Source organism: Streptomyces spororaveus (assembly GCF_016755875.1).
In the GTDB taxonomy this organism is placed as follows: domain Bacteria; phylum Actinomycetota; class Actinomycetes; order Streptomycetales; family Streptomycetaceae; genus Streptomyces; species Streptomyces spororaveus.
The window spans coordinates 622,888-638,842 of record NZ_BNED01000005.1 but is presented as its reverse complement, the minus strand read 5'-3'; the positions used below and the strand labels follow the sequence as shown (position 1 = coordinate 638,842).

The following is a 15,955-nucleotide window of genomic DNA, read 5'->3' as shown; positions in this document are numbered from 1 at the left end:
TCCGCCGGTACATGCGGGCCCCTGGAACGTCCTCACGGCCGACCGGCAGGGCTGCGTAGGGAGGCCACGGGCCGTCGGGACCGACCGGAACCGAGCACTCCCTGACCGGCCTCGGCGCGAAGTCCGGCGCCTGACCGGCAGTGTGCGGTTCCGCCTCGCCGCTCCGTCCGTGAGGCCCGGGGCCCGCCCCGGGCCTTCAGCCGGCCAGCAACTCCTCCAGGGCCTTGTCGAGATCGAGGAACTCCTCTCCTTCGCCGACAACGGCGTAAGTCCGGTCCAGGAAACCTTGCAGCGCGCCGGCATCCGCACACAGCACCGCAGGTTCTGCTCCGCCGTCGCCGTGGTTGCGCAAGCCGATGCGGACTTCGTCGCCGCCCGCCCCCCTGCGCGGCTGGAAGGTGACGTCTCCTTCACCCACCGGCCGCCGCGCCCCCTCGGCCAGCATCTGCCGGTCGAACTGCCAGGAAGCCAGGACGGCCAGACCGTCCAGGAAGTCCGCCTTCACCGCGTACGGGTTGTCAGCAGAGTACGAAAACCGGGCGAAGAGCGGCACAGCAGCCTCTCCCGACTCAAGATGGACCGCGATCAGACTGGACACGCACGACATGAGGGAAGCCTCCGGATTAGGCGGTACGACGCGTCCCTCGTGTGCCCTCTCCCGCCGTACTCACGCCGGAGCGACGGCCCGGACCGCCGGGCTGCGCGGGTTCACCGGCTCGGCGAGCCCCCGCCGCCCCAGGTCTCGTCGGGGTGGCCCCTCATCGAGGGCGGCGTACAGCCGGCGTCCTCAACACCCGCGCCGCAGCTGATTCGGTCATGACAGCGCGAGTCAGTCGGCGGTGGCTGGGCACATGCGCATGCATGGAAGCAGATGAGGCGCACTTCACACGTCCTGCCCCCGCCTCCGCCCCGGCCCGGTCGAAGGCCGGGGCCGTGCAGAAGCCACCGCAGCCACAGAAGCCACAGCAGCCCAACGGCCACCGTGCGAAGCGGTCCGGCTGGACGAACTTCACCGGCCGACTGCGACGGCGTCTCCTGGCCTACCGGGAGGTGGAGTTCCTCTCCACCCGCATTCCCGGGGATCCGGGCGCCGGGGAGGAGTGTCTCCTCCTGGTCCATGTCCGCACGATCGTGGGCCGCGTCCACTACCGGATGTGCCCGGACTGCGCGCGGGCCGTCATCACCGGCATCGTCATCGAGGAGCGCTTCCTCGCGGCGGGCCTGGGCACCCGGGCCCTGTCTCACCTGCGCTCCCGTCACCCCGGCATCACCTGGGGCAGCACCCTGAGCCTGCGCGCCACCCGCGATCTCCTGCGCCGCATGCGGATCCCGGCGATGTCAGCCGTCCCGGTGTGCAGCCACATGCCGGCAGCGTCGGCCGCCGACGGCCCGTGATCTCGGTCAACGGCCCCGCGGGGCGGGGGCGCGTGCAGTCGACGACATGTGGAGCGACCCCGAAGGCACTGCCGCGCGCTACGAGCGGATGAGGGAGGGGCTCGGTGCTTCCCGAGAGTGGTGCCACCCGACGGGTCGCCGCCTGCCGTCACACCCTGGCGCAAAGCCCGTTGGCGGTGGACGTCTTGACGGAGGCGTGGCAGGCGCAAGCGCTTGCCCAGGCGATCGGGGCGACGCCGGCGGTCAGCGGCCCGGCCGGCCTGCGCGCCGGGGCGCGCGACCTTTCCCACACCGCGGGCCGAGGAGGTCGGGTCGACGACCGGGACGCGGCCGCCCGGGCCACCTCCGCACCGAGGGCGGCGATGCTGACCGAGGTCTCGGACCCCGCGCGCACTCTGCGCGCCCTGGCCGCGCTGCTCGGCGAAGTCGGCATCGCACCCGTCGCGGTCGCGTGTGTCACCGACGACGAACACGTCTACTGGCAGTGCATCGAGGCCATCGACGCGGCCGACGAGTCTTCCGGCCGGGTGCGCGGGCTGTTGCGCGGCCTCACGGTCCCGGAGGGTGAAGCACGCACACGGGGGCCGGCCGCGATGGAATCGCGTGAATAGCGGAGCGATGAAGGAGAGTTGGAATCGGCCGGCCCCGTACGGAGGGCGGGCAGCCAGGGTGTGGCGCGTCCTGGCTGGTCGGCCGCGCCGTGCCCAGACTCGGTCGGGCGGAGCCATCCGCCCGGAACGAGGAGTGGGGCAGGTATGAGGAACGAGAGCAAGGTCGTGGCCATCACCGGAGCCAGCAGCGGGATCGGGGAGGAGACGGCCCGGCGGCTCGCCGGCGACGGCCACCGGGTGTTCCTGGGCGCGCGGCGCACCGATCGGCTGGACGCGCTCAGCCGCGAGATCGGCGAGGCGGGTGGTACCGCGGCCTTCCGGCGGCTGGACGTCACCGACGCCGCCGATGTACGGGCCTTCGTGGCTGCCGCGCGGAAGCGCTACGGCCGCATGGACGTGTTGGTCAACAACGCCGGGGTGATGCCGCTCTCGCCGCTGGACGCGCTGGAGGTCGACGAGTGGGACCGGATGATCGACGTGAACGTACGGGGTGTGCTGCACGGGATCGCCGCCGCCCTGCCCGTGATGCGCGCACAAGGCGGCGGACACTTCGTGAACGTCGCCTCCGTCGGCGCGTACGAGGTGTCGCCCACCGCGGCTGTCTACTGCGCCACCAAATTCGCGGTCCGAGCCATTTCCGAGGGACTGCGCCAGGAGTCGGACGGCTCCGTCCGGGTCACTCTGGTCTCTCCGGGCGTGACCGAATCCGAGCTGGCCGAAGGGATCTCGGACCCTGCCGCGCGAGAGGCCATGAAGGCCTATCGCGCCGTCGCGCTGCCCGCGTCCGCCATCGCCGGGGCCGTCGCCTACGCCGTCGCCCAGCCGGCCGGGGTCGACGTCAACGAGATCGTCGTACGTCCGGCCGCGAGCGCGCAGTAACCGCCGGGCGCGGCGCCGGGCCGTCGGCCCAGTGGTCGAGTTCGGCCTGGACGCGGCGGTCCACGGCCAGCGAGAGCTCCGCTCTCACCACGTACGTGACCAGCGGATGCACGCTCTTCAGCGCGGCGGCGAGCCGGCCCGACCCGCTCGGGACCGCCTCGCCGCCGATGGTTTCGAGCAGGCGGGTGCGGACCTGGACGGTGAAGAGGTCCGCGAGCGCGTCGACGTGGGCGCGGACTTCGCGGCCGGCGGCCCGTACGGCATCGGCGAGGTCCTGGGGCATCGGCTGGTCCTGGGGCGTCACCTGGGCCCGGACGTCCGCGTCCCCGGCCCGGGGGTCCCCGGCCCGGCGGTCCCGGCTCCGGGAAGCCAGGCGAGAGCCCCCGCCCCGGGAAGCCCGGCCCCGAGGTTCCCCGCTTCGGAGGTCCGTGTTCCCGGAGCGGGCCAACGAGCTGTCCAGTCCCAGGAGTTCGGCGACGGACTCCAGGTTGCGGCCGCGCCCCCAGGCGTCCATCAGCTCGGCGATGCCGCCCAGTGTGTGCCCGCGATCGAGCAGGGCGGCGATCGTCCGCAGCCGGGCGAGGTGGGTCTCGGAGTACCAGCCGATCCGACCGTCGCGGCGCGGTGGCGGAAGCAGCCTGCGCTCGCGGTAGAAGCGAACCGTGCGGACACTCACTCCGGCTTCCTCGGCGAGTTCCGCGATCCGGAATTCCCGGCCCCCGCTCCGCGTATCGCTTTCATTCGTCATGGCGGCAGCCTACGAGTTCTCCGGCCGGAACTCTGCCGCGAGAGCGTACGGAATGTTGAATTCCGGAGCCCGGTACCGGACTCGGGTTTACAAATAACGGACACCGAACCGGTTCGGGGAAATCCTGATGTGCGAACCCACAGCCGACGCCCCCGCGGTCCGTGGCTTCGCATTAACGCTGTATTTCGCCGTTGACGATGGTTCCAACACCGTGATCAACTGCTGATGTCTCGCCGGGGGGAGGTGCCTGTCATATGGCCGCGCGGTGCGCTTCACAGCGGTACCCTCCAGCAGCCGTCTCATCGATAGGTGCGTTCATGTCATTAGCGGAGATCGCCTGTGCCGCCGAGTCACCCAAGTCGGAACCACCGGATCTCGGCATGCTCATCGACCCGGCCTCCCGGCCGGATCCCTATCCGATCCTCGGCGCCCTGCGGGAGGCCTCCCCCCGCGCCGCGTCCGACGGCCTGGTCGTCGTCGGCCGGTACGGGGACTGTGCGAAGGTCCTGCGCGACCCGGGCATGAGCAGTGAGCACGACCGTTCGAGGCTGGCCCCGCGGCGCGGCGCCCGGCCCATGCGGACCGGCAACTTCCTGCACCTCGATCCGCCCGACCACACCCGGATCCGGCGGCTCGTCACCAAGGCGTTCACGCCGCGCGCCGTCGCCGCGCTCGAGCCGCGTATCCGGGCCATGGTGGACGAGCTGCTGACCGCGGCCCGGGACCGGGGATCGCTCGACGTGGTGACCGGACTGGCCCATCCCCTCCCGGTCCGCGTGATCTGCGAGCTGCTCGGCGTTCCGGCGGAGGACCACGGCCGGTTCCAGGAGTGGTCGGCCAGCCTGGCCGAAACGCTCGAACCGCCCCTTCCCGGCCTGGTCGGCCCGCGCGCCAAGGTGGCGGCGGCACAGGCACGCGCCGAGTTCATCGCCTACTTCCGCGAGCTGATAGCCGCGCGCCGGGCGGTCGCCCGGGACGACCTGGTGTCCCATCTCATCCAGGTCAAGGAGGACGGCGACCAGCTGACCGAGAGCGAGCTGCTGGCGACCTGCATCCTGCTGATCAACGCGGGCCACGAGACCACCGCGAACCTGATCAACAACGGCGTGCTGGCCCTGCTGCGCCACCCCGACCAGCTCCGGCTCCTGCGCCAGGACCCCGCGCTCGCGCCGGCCGTGGTCGAGGAGGTGCTGCGCTACGACACCCCGGTGCAGCTGACACTGCGCGTGGCGAGCGGGCCGACCCGGCTCGGCGACGCGCACATCGAGACCGACGACCTGGTCGTGCTGCTGCTCGGCGCGGCGAACCGGGACCCGGAGGCGTACGAGGATCCGGACCGCTTCGACATCCGCCGCACCGCCGCCCGCCCGCACCTGTCGTTCTCCGCCGGCCCGCACTTCTGCCTCGGTGCCGGTCTCGCCCGGCTCGAAGCGCGCATCGTCTTCGAGGTCTTCGCGCGCCGTTTCGTCGAACCTCGGCTGTGCGCCACCGAAATCGCCTACAAGCCCAATCTGAATCTGCGGGGGCCGGCCCGGCTCGACATCGAATTCGACGCCGTGTGACCGCGGGCCCCCTGGGCCTTACGCGGCCGGGTCGCCGTTCCGCCGTTTGATTTCCACCTTTCACTTTCACTTTCACCTTCACGATTTCCTTTTCTTTCCTTTCCTTTCGATCACGTCGTGGTCGGCGTGTGGCGATGAGTCATGCCCGCATTCCGCCCGCGCATCACAGAACAACACAACGCAACACAACATTTCATGAGCTGGGGGAGCTATGGAACTGTCTGCCATGCTGGGCTGTCCGGAGAAAGCGTTCCGCATGCCGCAGGGCGAGTGGGAAGAGTCCGTGACGGCCGCCCTGCGCGAATCCTTCGCGCTCCATTCCGAGAAGAACGCCTTCTACCGCGCCCAGTGCGAGGCGGCGGGGGTCGGCCCGGACGACATCGGTACCCTCGCGGATCTGGCGAAGATGCCGCTGCTGCCGATGAGCATGTTCAAGAACCCGGACGCACACGTCCTGCTGACCGCGTCGCTCGCCGACGTGGAGCTGGAGATCCGCAGTACCGGGGACAGCGGCGTGCCCAGCGTCGCGCGACGCGACGCGACGACGACGACCCGGATGCTCTCGGCGGTCTTCGCCCAGTACCGGGAGTTCTTCGGCATCTCCAACGGCGCGGGGCTCTTCCTCAGCCCGTCCGCGGTCGAGGCTCCGGAGATGGGCATGGTCAAGGCCGCCGTGGTCCTCAACGGCCTGCTGGACCACCACGCGTACGTGGTGCGCGACTACACCTTCGACCCGGAGGAGGCCCTCGGCCTCCTGCGCACCTGGGGCGAGTCGATGACCCGGCACATCATCGGGCCGCCGTTCCTGATCACCCGTCTGGTGCAGGCCCTCGAGGAGCAGGGCAGCACGCTTCGGCTCGACCCCGACTCGATGGTCATCACGCTCGGCGGATGGACCCGGTACACGGGCCAGAAGATCGTCCCCGCGGAGTTCTACGAGCAGCTCGACCGGACCCTCGGCGTTCCCGCCGACCGGGTGCGTGACATGTACGGAATGATCGAGTCCAACATGCTCGCCGTCGAGTGCGAGCACCACCGCAAGCACGTCCCGCCGTGGAGCTACGTGAGCGTCCGCGACGTGACGGACACGAGCGTCGAGGTGGCGCCGGGCAAGACGGGTGTGATCGCCACCCTGGACGCCCTCAACACGGCCTACCCGGGCTACGTCCTCTTCCAGGACGTCGGCGAGGTCGACGTGTCGCCGTGCCCGTGCGGCCGGACCGGTCAGACCGTCACCTTCCGGCGCCGCCTGCAGGGCGCGGAGCTCGGCTGCTGCGCGGTCAGCATCGAGAAGTTCATCGACAGCCGGGAGATCGTCGCCGAGTGCGAACTCCCCTCCCTCGCACCTGTGGAGGGCTGAGCCGTGGCCCGCTTCACCCCCGTGGTCGTCGACCACTTCACCAACCCGCGCAACGCCGGCGAGCTCGACGCCCCCGATGCCCGCGCCTTCATCGGCAACCCCGTCTGCGGCGACCAGATCATGCTCACCGCGCACGTCGCCGACGGCACCGTGACCGAGGCCCGGTTCCGGGCGCACGGCTGCGCCGCCTCGCTGGCCACGGCCAGCGTGATCACCGAGGCGGCCACGGGCCGCCCGCTGGACGAGCTGGCCGGCTGGAACGCCGAGCACGTCGAGGAACTGCTCGGCGGTCTGCCCCCCGCCCAGCGACACGTGGCGGCGCTGGGCGCCGACGTGGCGCGCCGCCTGGTCACCAACTACCAGGAGGGAACGAACGATGACATCGCCCTCAGCTGTGCGTAGCCCCGACCAGTCCGCCGACGGCCGGCCGGGCATCTACCTGGACAACGCGGCGACCAGCCCGCTGTGCCCGGAGGCCGTCGAGGCCGTGCTGCGCGGCATGGAGATCACCGGCAACCCGTCCAGCCGCCACGCGGCCGGCGACGCCGCCAAGGAGGCCCTGGAGTCCTCCCGGGCCCAGCTCGCCCTGCTGCTGGACTGCGCTCCCGAGGAGGTCGTGTTCACCGGCAGCGGTTCGGAGGCCGACGCGCTGGCCATCTGCGGAACGGTGCTGGCCGCCAAGGGCGCGGGCCGCCCGGTCCACCTGATCACCACCGCCCTCGAGCACTCGGCCGTCCTGGAGTCCTGCCAGCTGGCGCGCGAACTGGGGGCCGAGGTCACGGTGGTGGCACCCGACGCGCGCGGCTGGGTCGACCCGGAGTCCGTACGGCGGGAGCTGCGGCCGGACACCGCCCTGGTGTCCGTCATGCACGCCAACAACGAGACCGGTGTGATCCAGCCGGTCGCGCAGATCGCCGAACTCGCCCACCGGGCCGGTGCGCTGTTCCACATGGATGCCGTGCAGTCGGCGGGCAAGGTGCCGCTGACCGGCATCGGCGCCGACCTGGTGTCGGTGTCGGGCCACAAGTTCTACGGGCCCAAGGGGGTCGGCGCGCTCAAGGTGGCCCGCGGCGTCACCCTGGCGCCGCTGGTCCGCGGCGGCAGCCAGGAGAGCGGGCTGCGCGCAGGCACGGAGAACGTGCCCGGTGTCCTCGGGATGGCGGCGGCCGCGGCCGCCGCCCTGGAACACCTCGCGGAACCCGGGCAGCGGGAACGCCGGGAGCGGCTGCGTGAGCGCCTGCTCGCGGCGCTGTCCGCGGCCAGCGGCGTCGAGGTCAACGGGGCCGGGGCGCCCTGCCTCCCGGACACCCTCAACGTCTCCTTCGCCGGCGTCCGCGGCGACACCCTCGTCGATCTGCTCGCCCTGCACGACGTCTACGTCTCGGCCGGCTCCGCCTGCCACGCGGGCAGCGACGAGCCCTCGCACGTCCTGACCGCGATGGGCGTCCCCGTGGCGCGGGCCCGGGCGGCGGTGCGGTTCAGCGCGGGCCGCTTCACGGACGAGCGGGCGGTCCTGTCGGCCGCGGCCACCACCGTGGGCCTGGTCGACCGCCTTCGTTCGCTCGGCCCCTCCCTCGTACCGAACCCGCCGCACACCGAGGAGTCCCTGTGGTCGACCTTGCACTGAGCCCTGACCAGCAGGCCGTCGTGGACGAGGCCCGCGAGATCGCTCGCCGCTGCCTGGCCCCGCGGGCCACCGAGCACGACCGGACCGGCGCCTTCCCCGCCGAGAACATCTCCGATCTGCACGCCGCCGGACTGCTGGGCCTCCTGGTCCCCGAGGAGTACGGCGGCCGGGGCGCCGATCTCACCACCTGGGCGCTGGTGGTCGCCGAGCTCGCCGAGGCGTGCGGTTCCACCGGACTCATCTTCGCGATGCACTCCGGGGCCGTACGCCTGGTGGCCGCCGGCGCGGCCGGCAGCCCGTTCGCGGAGCGCGTGCTGCGCGAGGTGGTGACCGAAGGCAAGCTGCTGGCCTGGGGATTCTCGGAACCGGGCACCGGCGCCCAGCTGCTCGCCCCGCAGCTGACGGCCTTCCCCGACGGAGACCAGCTGCACCTCAGCGGAACGAAGGCGTTCTGCACGGCCGCCGGCCACGCCGACTACTACCTGGTCAACGCGGACAGCGGGGAACAGGACTTCCTGACCGGCCAGACCATGGCCCTCGTGCCGGCGGACACCGTCGGGCTCTCCGTCAAGGAGGTCTGGGACGCACTGGGCATGCGCGCCAACTGCGCCAACACCCTGCTGCTGGACTGCCGGATCCCCGTCGGGAACGCCATCGGCGGGCCCGGCGGCGGCCTCCTGCTGCTCTCGCAGGCGCTCCCCGCGCTCTTCCTCGGTCTGAGCGCGGCGTCGCTGGGCGTCGCCCGCGCGGCGCGGGCCTTCGCCGACGCCCATGTGCTGCGGCGGACCCTGGCCAACACGGGACAGCCCCTCGCCGCCTTCCAGGGCGTGCGGCTGCACACCGCGGACATGGCCGTCTCCGTGAAGGTCGCCCACCTCATGCTGCTGCACGCGGCCTGGGTCGTGGACACCGACCCGGCGCAGGCCATCCCCGCGCTCAACATGGCCAAGTACGTGGCCAACCGGGCCGCCCTCGACGTCGCGGACACCGCGATGCTGGTCACCGGAGGCCGCGGCTACCTGCGCTCCAACCCGCTGGAGCGCCACTACCGCGACGCCCGCGCCGGCGCGGTCATGGGATCGAACCTCGATGTTCTCAGGGACCTGATCGGCAAGACCGCGCTCGGCCTCGATCCCTTCAGCGACACCGTCCCCGAGCGAGACCCGGCACAGGAGCCAGCATCGTGACCAGCCCCACCCCCACGTCCATCCCCATCTCCACCTCCACCTCCTCCGAGCTGTCCGACGAGGCCGTGCTCGCCGCCCTCCGCGAGACGCTGGCGGACGTCCTGGAGGACGACCTGCTGGAGCACGTCGACCTGGACTCGCTCGGACGCGGCACGCACCTGCTCAGCCTGCCGCTCGACTCGATCACCCTGGTCGACCTGATGACCCGGCTGGAGGACCGGTACGCGGCCGCCATCTCCGAGGAGCAGGCGTTCGCCTTCCAGGTCGTCGGCGATCTCATGGACCACATCGCGGCCCACTCCGCGGCCGCCCGGAGCGGCCGATGAGCACGGTGGCCTACCGGGACCTCGGCCGCCACGGACACGGAGTCACCTTCCTCGACTCCCGCGGCGTGACCGCGGAGCTCGACTACGCCGACCTGGAGCGGCAGGCCAGGTCCGTCGCCGCCGGCCTCGGCGAGCGCGGTCTGCGGCGCGGCGAACGGGTGCTGCTGCCGCTGCCGACGGGTCCCGACTACCTGGTCGCGCTGCTCGCCTGCCTGCTGGCGGGCGTGGTGCCGTGCACCGTCGCCCCGCCGCCGAACACCGGCGCGGAGTCCGTCGGAGTACGGCGCTTCCACGCCGCCCGCGCCGCCGCCCGGCCCGCGGCGGTGATCATGCCCGACACCGCCACGGCACTCGCCCTGGCGGAGGAGGGCGCGGCCGTCCACCTGACCCTGGACGAACTGCGGTACCACGAGCCGCTGACCGACGACCGGCTGCCGGAGCCCCGCCCGGACGACATCCACCACATCCAGCTGACCTCGGGGTCCACCAGCACCCCCAAGGCCGCCGCGCTCACCCACGCCAACACCGCCGCCAACCTGCGGGCCCTGGTGGAGGCCACCGGGCTGCGGGCCGACCGGGACCGGCTCAGCGAATGGCTGCCGCTCCACCACGACATGGGCTTCGTGATGGTCCTGCTCGCCCTCTCCACCGGCGCGCCGCTCGACCTCATGCCGTCCATCGGCTTCCTGCGCGACCCGGTCTCGTGGCTGCGCCATCTGGCGGTCCGGGGCGGCACCATCACCGCCGCACCCCCGTTCGGCTACCGGACCGCGCTGGAGCGCTACCGGCGCAAGCCGGAGCCGGGGCTCGACCTGTCCCGGCTGCGCCGGGCGTACGTCGGGGCCGAACCCATCCCGGTGGACGTGCTGTCGGACTTCCAGGACGAGTTCGGGCGGCACGGGCTGGCGGAGGACGTGCTCATCCCCTGCTACGGGATGGCCGAGACGGTGCTGGCGTCCACGATGCCGGCCGCTCCCTACCCCGGCGGCCCCCTGACCCGAGGCCACGTGCGGGCGCTGCGGGTGGACCGCGCGGATCTCCAGGACTCCGGCCGGGTCACTCCCGCCCGTGCCGGGCGGACCACGCTCACGACCGTCTCCTGCGGCCGTCCGATCGGGGGCCTCGACCTGGAGGTCAGGACGGGGACCGGCGGGCCCTGCGGGGAGGGCGAGGTGGGGGAGATCCACCTCGGCGGCGCCTCCGTGATGGCCGGCTACCTGGGGCCGGACGGGCTTCCCGTACCGCCGCCCGGAGGGAAGCACGCCACCGGCGACCTCGGCTTCGTCATGGACGGCGAGCTGTACGTCGTCGGACGGGTCAAGGAGATGCTGGTGGTCCGCGGCCGGAACATTCCGCCGTACGACGTCGAGGAGGCCATCGAGGCCCACCGGGCCGTCATGCGGGGCAACAGCGCGGTCTTCTCGTACACCGACGACGCGGGCGGCGAGCACGTCGTCGCGGTCGTCGAGGTCGCGCCCGCGGACACGGCCGACGGCCGGCTGCGGCTGGAGATCGACAACCTCGTGCGCCAGGGCTTCGGATTCGGGCTGCGCGACACCGTACTGGTGAAGCGCGGTGGTATCGCCCGGACCACCAGCGGCAAGCGGCAGCGCGACCGGATGCGCCGACTGTACCTCGCCGGGGAGCTGGCGTAGATGGGCGGAGTGCTGACCGGCACCGGGCAGACCGGGCACGCCCGGGACCTGCGGGAGGTCCTGGCCGAACTCCCGACCGGGGTCACGGTCCTCAGCGCCATGACCCCGGACGGGCCGGTGGGGATGACCAGCAGCGCGGTGACCTCGCTGTCGCTCGACCCGATGCTCATGCTGGCCTGTGTCCACCGGAGTTCGAGCACCCTGGCCCTGATCCTGGAGGCCGGGCGGTTCGGCATCAGCGTGCTGGGGAGCGACGCGGCGGCGGTCTCCGAGGCCTTCGCCCAAGGGCCGCCGCTGGAACGGTTCCGGCGGGTGCCGTACCGCACGGAGCGGGGCGTGCCGCTCCTGCGGGACGCCCTGGCCGGCCTCACCTGCGAGGTGTTCGACACCCACCCCGGTGGGGACCACACCATTCTGGTGGGCCGGGTGACCGGGGCCGCCCGTGCCGACGGCGCGGCCGGCACGCCTCTGGTCCGGCACCGGGGAAGCTACCGGGGCCTCGGATGACCCCGCCGCCCGGCACGGTCGACCTGTGGTCGCTGCGCGCCGGACCCGGCAATGTCGCCGCCGCCCGGCGCGCGGAGTCCGTACTGGACGCGTCGGAGGCGCGGCGGGCGGAGTCACTGGCTCCGCCCGCCGCGCGGGACACCTACCTGGTCGCCCATGTGCGGCTGCGGCAGATCCTCGGGCGCCGGCTCGGACTGGCTCCGGCCGAGGTCGGGTTCACCCGCGAGGAATGTCCCCGCTGCGGTGGCCGGCACGGCCGGCCGGCCCTCGCCACCGGCACCGGGGTGCACTTCTCGCTGTCCCACACCGGTGACCGCGTCCTCATCGCCGTGGCCGGCGCACCCGTCGGCGTCGACGTCGAAGCCGTCGGCCGCAAGCCGCGACCCGGCCTGCTCCGCCGGCTCCACCCCGAGGAACGCGCGGCCGTCTCCGCACTGCCCCCGGGACGGCGCGACGAGGCGGTGCTGACCTGCTGGGTCCGCAAGGAGGCCTACCTCAAGGGGACCGGGGCGGGTCTGGCCGACGGGCTGGAGCGCACCTACGTCGGCACGGGCCCCGGCTTCGGCCGGCCCGAGCCGCGGCCCGCGGCACTCGGCGACTGGTGGCTCACGGCGGTTCCGGTGCCGCCGGGCCATGTCGGCGCCCTCGCCCTGCGCCTGCCGGCGGGCCTCTCTCCCCTCCCGATCCGGATCCGCCTCCGACCGTGAGCCGCGGACTCCCCTTCCCACACCACGAAGAAGCAGGACGCACACAGATGACAGAGCAGAACACGGCTCCGGCCGTCGATCCGAGCACATGCGGCGCGGCATCCGCCGCACCCCGTATCCGGACCGAGGGGAACTGATGCCGCAGCCTGTGGTCCTGTCCGGCCTGTCGGGCTGGCTGCCCTCCCGTACGGTGGACAACACGGACGTGCTGGCCCGTCTTCCCGAGGGCCTGACCGAGGAGTGGATCGTCCAGCGCACCGGAATCCGGGAGCGCCGGCGCGTGGAACCGGGTATGTCCACCTCCGACATGGCGGTGCGGGCGGCCGCGCCGCTGGTCGCCTCCACCACCGGTCGCATCGACGCCGTCGTCGTGGCGACCACCACCCCGGACTTCCCCATTCCGGCAACCGCGCCCATCGTCGCCGCGGAACTGGGACTGGTCGACGCGGCGGCCTGGGACGTGAACGCGGCATGCTCCGGCTTCGTCACCGGTCTGGCCGCGGTGACCTCCATGATCTCCGCCGGAGTGTTCGGCCGGGCCCTGCTGATCGGGGCCGACGCGATGTCGACCGTGGTGGATCCCGGTGACCGCAACACGGCGATCCTCTTCGGCGACGGGGCCGGAGCCGTGCTGCTGGAGGCCGACTCCGGCGCCGAGACCGGCTCCTTCGGTCCCTTCGACCTGGGCAGCGACGGCGGCAGCACACGGCTGGTCGGCATCGACGCCGGTGGCTCACGCCAGCGCTCACGGACCGGCCCGTCCGTCGTGGCCGACCGCGACCACTACCTGCGCATGGCCGGACCGGAGCTGTTCACCCACGCCGTCCGGCGGATGACCGCTTCCGGCGCGACGGCGGTCAAGGACGCGGGCTGGCAGCCCTCGGACGTCGACTGGCTCGTGGCCCACCAGGCCAACGTCCGGATCCTGACCGCCGTCGCGGACCGCCTGGACATCCCCGAGGAACGCTGCGTCGTCAACCTGGACCTCGTCGGCAACACCAGCGCCGCGTCGATCCCGCTGGCGATGGCCCATCTGCACCGCTCGGGCCGCGCACGCGCGGGGGACCGGGTCCTGCTCACCGCCTTCGGGGCCGGCCTCGCCTGGGGGTCGACCACCCTGACCTGGCCCGACCTGCCCCACTGACTCCCCGCCCCGAACTCCCCTCGGCTCGATCCACGAGGGAACCGAACTACCACGTAAGGCCGATCCATGTCTGACACACAGCAACTAGCCGACTCCGTACGCCGCCTGCTCGCGACGACGCTGCGGGTCGAACCCGGTGACCTGACCCCGGACACCTCGCTCGGCGATCTCGGGATGGACTCGCTGGCGGAGGTCGAGATCTCCATGGTCCTGCAGGACGAGTTCCGCTCCGATGTCGAGCCCGCCGACTTCCGGGACGAGACCGTCGGCGGCCTCGTCCAGCTCGCGATACAGGGACGGAGCGGCCGATGACGGCGGTGAACGCCCCCGAGTACAGCCGCTTCGAGGCCTTCGGCCGGTGCCTGCCGTCCCTGGAGCGGACGACCGAGGAGGTCGTGTCCGGCACCCCGGTCTCGGCCCGCGCCCTCCTCATGCTGACGGGGATCCGGCGGCGGCTCGCCTGCGATGTCGACGCCGGCGAGTGCGCGGAGCAGCTGGCGCTGTCCGCGGCCCGGGACTGCCTGTCCAAGTCCCGTTACGACGCGGCGGACCTGGACGTGGTGATCTCCTCGGCGATCTTCCGTTCGGACGAGCGCCGGCGTCTGTCCTTCGAACCGTCGGTCGCCTCGGTCATCGCCCGGGAGATCGGTTCGACGGCCGCCACCTGCTTCGACGTGAGCAACGCCTGCGCCGGCATGTTCACCGGGATCCTGCTCCTCGACCGCATGATCAAGGCCGGGACGATCCGCCGGGGCATGGTCGTGAGCGGGGAGCACGCCTCCCTGATCACCGGCAGCGCCCGGCAGGAGATCGCCGGCCTGCGGGACCTGCAACTGGCCTCGCTCACCGTCGGCGACGCCGGAATGGCGGTCATCGTGGACGGCTCGACGGACGCGGCCGACCGCATCCACGCCTTCGAGATGACCACCTCCGCGGCGTACGCGTCCTTGTGCAAGGCGATGCCCAGCGACGAGACGGCAGGTCTGGTCATGCACACCGACAGCGCCCGCCAGCAGGCCTCGGAGCGTATGCAGATCGGTGTCAGCCTCACGGAGGACGTCCACGCGCGTGCGGGCCGGACCCCCGCCGACCCGGGCTTCGCCCATTCCATCTACCACCAGAACTCCGTGCAGTTCGTCGAACGGGTCCACGCCATGGCCGAGGGGATCTTCCACCCGACGTCGCCCGAGGCGCCGGCCATCGTGCAGGACTTCGGGAACACCGGCTCGACCTCCCAACTGCTCACGTTCTACGAGCACTTCCGGCGGGGGACGATCTCGCCGGGCGACACGATCGCCTTCGCGCCCAGCGGGTCCGGCATCGTGATCGGGCACCTGTCCACCACGATCACCCACACGAAGGTCTGACATGTCCGTCACCATCACCGCGACCGCCGCCTCCGCGGCCACCGGGGCGTTCACGCGCGCGGTCGACGCCGCCCGGCAGTGCCTGGCGGCGGCCGAGCTCGAACCGTCGGACCTGCACATGCTCGTCCATGTCGGCCTCTACCGGGAGGACAACGTCGTCGAACCGGCCCTGGCCGCCCTGGTCCAGGAGGCGATCGGCATGCGCCCGGACTACCTGCTGACCCGCGACCCCTTCACCGGTTTCTCCTTCGACCTGATGAACGGTGACTGCGGGTTCCTGACCGCGGTTCAGCTCGCCCAGGCGTTCCTCGTGCCCGGTGGTCCGCGGAACATGCTCGTTGTGGCCGCGGACGGCCATCCCGGCGGCCGGCCCCACCCCGCGTTCCCGTACGCCGAGGCGGGCGGCGCCGCACTGCTCACCCTGAGCGACAGCGGCCGGGGATTCGGCCGGGTGACCCTCGACTCCGACCGCGCGCACCCCGTCCAGCGGCGGGGGTACCTGGATCTGGACACCATGGGGACGGAGGGGCGCCGCACGGTGACCATCGAGCAGGACCTCGACGTGCCCGCCCTCACCACCCGGGCGGTCGACGCGGCCGCCGCACGACTGCGCGAGGACGGCGCCGATCCCGAACGGACGCTGCTCGTCACCTCGCTGCCCACACCGGGCTTCGGTATCGGCATCGCCGAAGGGCTCGGGCTTCCCGCGACCGCCGCCGTCACCCTCGACGGAGTCGACGCCGACCCCAGAACCTCCGCCCTCACCCTCGCCTACCACCACGCCGCCGGAACGGGGCGACTCGGTGCGTACGACACCGTCCTGTTCGTCGCAGCCGACGCGGGATCCACCATCGCCACCGCTCTCTACACCCTCTAGGCA

General features: G+C 72.3%; 18 protein-coding genes. 16 read left to right on the top strand and 2 right to left on the bottom strand.

Annotation, left to right across the window (positions count from 1 at the left end; all coding sequences use genetic code 11):
• Positions 1-196: 196 nt before the first annotated feature.
• Positions 197-598, bottom strand: a complete 402-nt coding sequence (locus Sspor_RS05560) for an SsgA family sporulation/cell division regulator (protein ID WP_202198050.1) — start codon at positions 596-598, stop codon at positions 197-199.
• A 263-nt stretch (positions 599-861) separates the two neighbouring features.
• On the opposite strand from Sspor_RS05560, the gene Sspor_RS05555 reads away from it, so the two are divergent.
• From Sspor_RS05555 to Sspor_RS05545, 3 genes are all read left to right on the top strand, one after another.
• Positions 862-1,395, top strand: coding sequence for a hypothetical protein (locus Sspor_RS05555; RefSeq protein WP_202198049.1), 534 nt, complete (start codon positions 862-864; stop codon positions 1,393-1,395).
• 104 nt (positions 1,396-1,499) lie between these two features.
• Positions 1,500-2,006 carry a DUF6099 family protein gene (locus Sspor_RS05550; RefSeq protein ID WP_202198048.1) on the top strand — a complete coding sequence of 169 codons (507 nt, stop codon included), beginning with the start codon at positions 1,500-1,502 and terminating at the stop codon, positions 2,004-2,006.
• 144 nt (positions 2,007-2,150) lie between these two features.
• Positions 2,151-2,885 (top strand): SDR family oxidoreductase, encoded by a 735-nt coding sequence (locus Sspor_RS05545; protein WP_202198047.1) that lies wholly within the window; start codon positions 2,151-2,153, stop codon positions 2,883-2,885.
• On the opposite strand, the gene Sspor_RS05540 is transcribed toward Sspor_RS05545, so the two are convergent.
• Positions 2,845-3,633, bottom strand: coding sequence for a MerR family transcriptional regulator (locus Sspor_RS05540; RefSeq protein ID WP_202198046.1), 789 nt, complete (start codon positions 3,631-3,633; stop codon positions 2,845-2,847). The two genes, Sspor_RS05545 and Sspor_RS05540, sit on opposite strands and share 41 nt — an antisense overlap.
• 317 nt (positions 3,634-3,950) lie before the next feature.
• On the opposite strand from Sspor_RS05540, the gene Sspor_RS05535 reads away from it, so the two are divergent.
• From Sspor_RS05535 to Sspor_RS05475, 13 genes are all read left to right on the top strand, one after another.
• Positions 3,951-5,195, top strand: a complete 1,245-nt coding sequence (locus Sspor_RS05535) for a cytochrome P450 (protein ID WP_202198045.1) — start codon at positions 3,951-3,953, stop codon at positions 5,193-5,195.
• Between the two features lie 211 nt (positions 5,196-5,406).
• A complete protein-coding gene (locus Sspor_RS05530) occupies positions 5,407-6,555 on the top strand; it encodes a LuxE/PaaK family acyltransferase (RefSeq protein ID WP_202198044.1) in 1,149 nt (382 codons plus the stop codon).
• 3 nt (positions 6,556-6,558) lie between these two features.
• Complete coding sequence (locus Sspor_RS05525) at positions 6,559-6,957, top strand: iron-sulfur cluster assembly scaffold protein (protein ID WP_202198043.1); 399 nt, start codon at positions 6,559-6,561, stop codon at positions 6,955-6,957.
• On the top strand, positions 6,932-8,182 hold the full coding sequence (locus Sspor_RS05520) for a cysteine desulfurase family protein (protein ID WP_202198042.1): 1,251 nt from the start codon (positions 6,932-6,934) through the stop codon (positions 8,180-8,182). Before Sspor_RS05525 ends, Sspor_RS05520 begins: the two co-directional genes overlap by 26 nt.
• Complete coding sequence (locus Sspor_RS05515) at positions 8,164-9,369, top strand: acyl-CoA dehydrogenase family protein (RefSeq protein WP_202198041.1); 1,206 nt, start codon at positions 8,164-8,166, stop codon at positions 9,367-9,369. The genes Sspor_RS05520 and Sspor_RS05515 overlap by 19 nt, the downstream gene beginning before the upstream one ends.
• Positions 9,366-9,695 (top strand): acyl carrier protein, encoded by a 330-nt coding sequence (locus Sspor_RS05510; RefSeq protein WP_202198040.1) that lies wholly within the window; start codon positions 9,366-9,368, stop codon positions 9,693-9,695. Before Sspor_RS05515 ends, Sspor_RS05510 begins: the two co-directional genes overlap by 4 nt.
• The gene (locus tag Sspor_RS05505; protein ID WP_202198039.1) at positions 9,692-11,350 is read left to right on the top strand and encodes an AMP-binding protein; all 1,659 of its coding nucleotides are present in this window, start codon (positions 9,692-9,694) and stop codon (positions 11,348-11,350) included. Before Sspor_RS05510 ends, Sspor_RS05505 begins: the two co-directional genes overlap by 4 nt.
• Positions 11,351-11,857 (top strand): flavin reductase family protein, encoded by a 507-nt coding sequence (locus Sspor_RS05500; RefSeq protein WP_202198038.1) that lies wholly within the window; start codon positions 11,351-11,353, stop codon positions 11,855-11,857.
• Positions 11,854-12,564 carry a 4'-phosphopantetheinyl transferase family protein gene (locus Sspor_RS05495; RefSeq protein WP_202198037.1) on the top strand — a complete coding sequence of 237 codons (711 nt, stop codon included), beginning with the start codon at positions 11,854-11,856 and terminating at the stop codon, positions 12,562-12,564. Before Sspor_RS05500 ends, Sspor_RS05495 begins: the two co-directional genes overlap by 4 nt.
• Positions 12,565-12,700: 136 nt before the next feature.
• Complete coding sequence (locus Sspor_RS05490; protein ID WP_202198036.1) at positions 12,701-13,708, top strand: beta-ketoacyl-ACP synthase III; 1,008 nt, start codon at positions 12,701-12,703, stop codon at positions 13,706-13,708.
• 66 nt (positions 13,709-13,774) lie between these two features.
• Positions 13,775-14,020, top strand: a complete 246-nt coding sequence (locus tag Sspor_RS05485; RefSeq protein WP_202198035.1) for an acyl carrier protein — start codon at positions 13,775-13,777, stop codon at positions 14,018-14,020.
• Positions 14,017-15,075: a 3-oxoacyl-ACP synthase III family protein gene (locus Sspor_RS05480; protein WP_202198034.1), complete on the top strand. Its 1,059-nt coding sequence runs from the start codon at positions 14,017-14,019 to the stop codon at positions 15,073-15,075. The genes Sspor_RS05485 and Sspor_RS05480 overlap by 4 nt, the downstream gene beginning before the upstream one ends.
• A 1-nt stretch (position 15,076) precedes the next feature.
• Entirely contained in the window at positions 15,077-15,952 is an 876-nt protein-coding gene (locus Sspor_RS05475) for a beta-ketoacyl-[acyl-carrier-protein] synthase family protein (protein WP_202198033.1), read from the top strand.
• Positions 15,953-15,955: the final 3 nt, after the last annotated feature.

Bases quoted from the DNA above. Each gene is read 5' to 3' on its own strand.
- Sspor_RS05555 (WP_202198049.1), top strand. From the start codon at position 862: ATGGAAGCAGATGAGGCGCACTTCACACGTCCTGCCCCCGCCTCCGCC.
- Sspor_RS05545 (WP_202198047.1), top strand. From the start codon at position 2,151: ATGAGGAACGAGAGCAAGGTCGTGGCCATCACCGGAGCCAGCAGCGGG.
- Sspor_RS05480 (WP_202198034.1), top strand. From the start codon at position 14,017: ATGACGGCGGTGAACGCCCCCGAGTACAGCCGCTTCGAGGCCTTCGGC.
- Sspor_RS05500 (WP_202198038.1), top strand. From the start codon at position 11,351: ATGGGCGGAGTGCTGACCGGCACCGGGCAGACCGGGCACGCCCGGGAC.
- Sspor_RS05490 (WP_202198036.1), top strand. From the start codon at position 12,701: ATGCCGCAGCCTGTGGTCCTGTCCGGCCTGTCGGGCTGGCTGCCCTCC.
- Sspor_RS05535 (WP_202198045.1), top strand. From the start codon at position 3,951: ATGTCATTAGCGGAGATCGCCTGTGCCGCCGAGTCACCCAAGTCGGAA.
- Sspor_RS05475 (WP_202198033.1), top strand. From the start codon at position 15,077: ATGTCCGTCACCATCACCGCGACCGCCGCCTCCGCGGCCACCGGGGCG.
- Sspor_RS05530 (WP_202198044.1), top strand. From the start codon at position 5,407: ATGGAACTGTCTGCCATGCTGGGCTGTCCGGAGAAAGCGTTCCGCATG.
- Sspor_RS05485 (WP_202198035.1), top strand. From the start codon at position 13,775: ATGTCTGACACACAGCAACTAGCCGACTCCGTACGCCGCCTGCTCGCG.
- Sspor_RS05520 (WP_202198042.1), top strand. From the start codon at position 6,932: ATGACATCGCCCTCAGCTGTGCGTAGCCCCGACCAGTCCGCCGACGGC.
- Sspor_RS05495 (WP_202198037.1), top strand. From the start codon at position 11,854: ATGACCCCGCCGCCCGGCACGGTCGACCTGTGGTCGCTGCGCGCCGGA.
- Sspor_RS05540 (WP_202198046.1), bottom strand. From the start codon at position 3,633: ATGACGAATGAAAGCGATACGCGGAGCGGGGGCCGGGAATTCCGGATC.
- Sspor_RS05505 (WP_202198039.1), top strand. From the start codon at position 9,692: ATGAGCACGGTGGCCTACCGGGACCTCGGCCGCCACGGACACGGAGTC.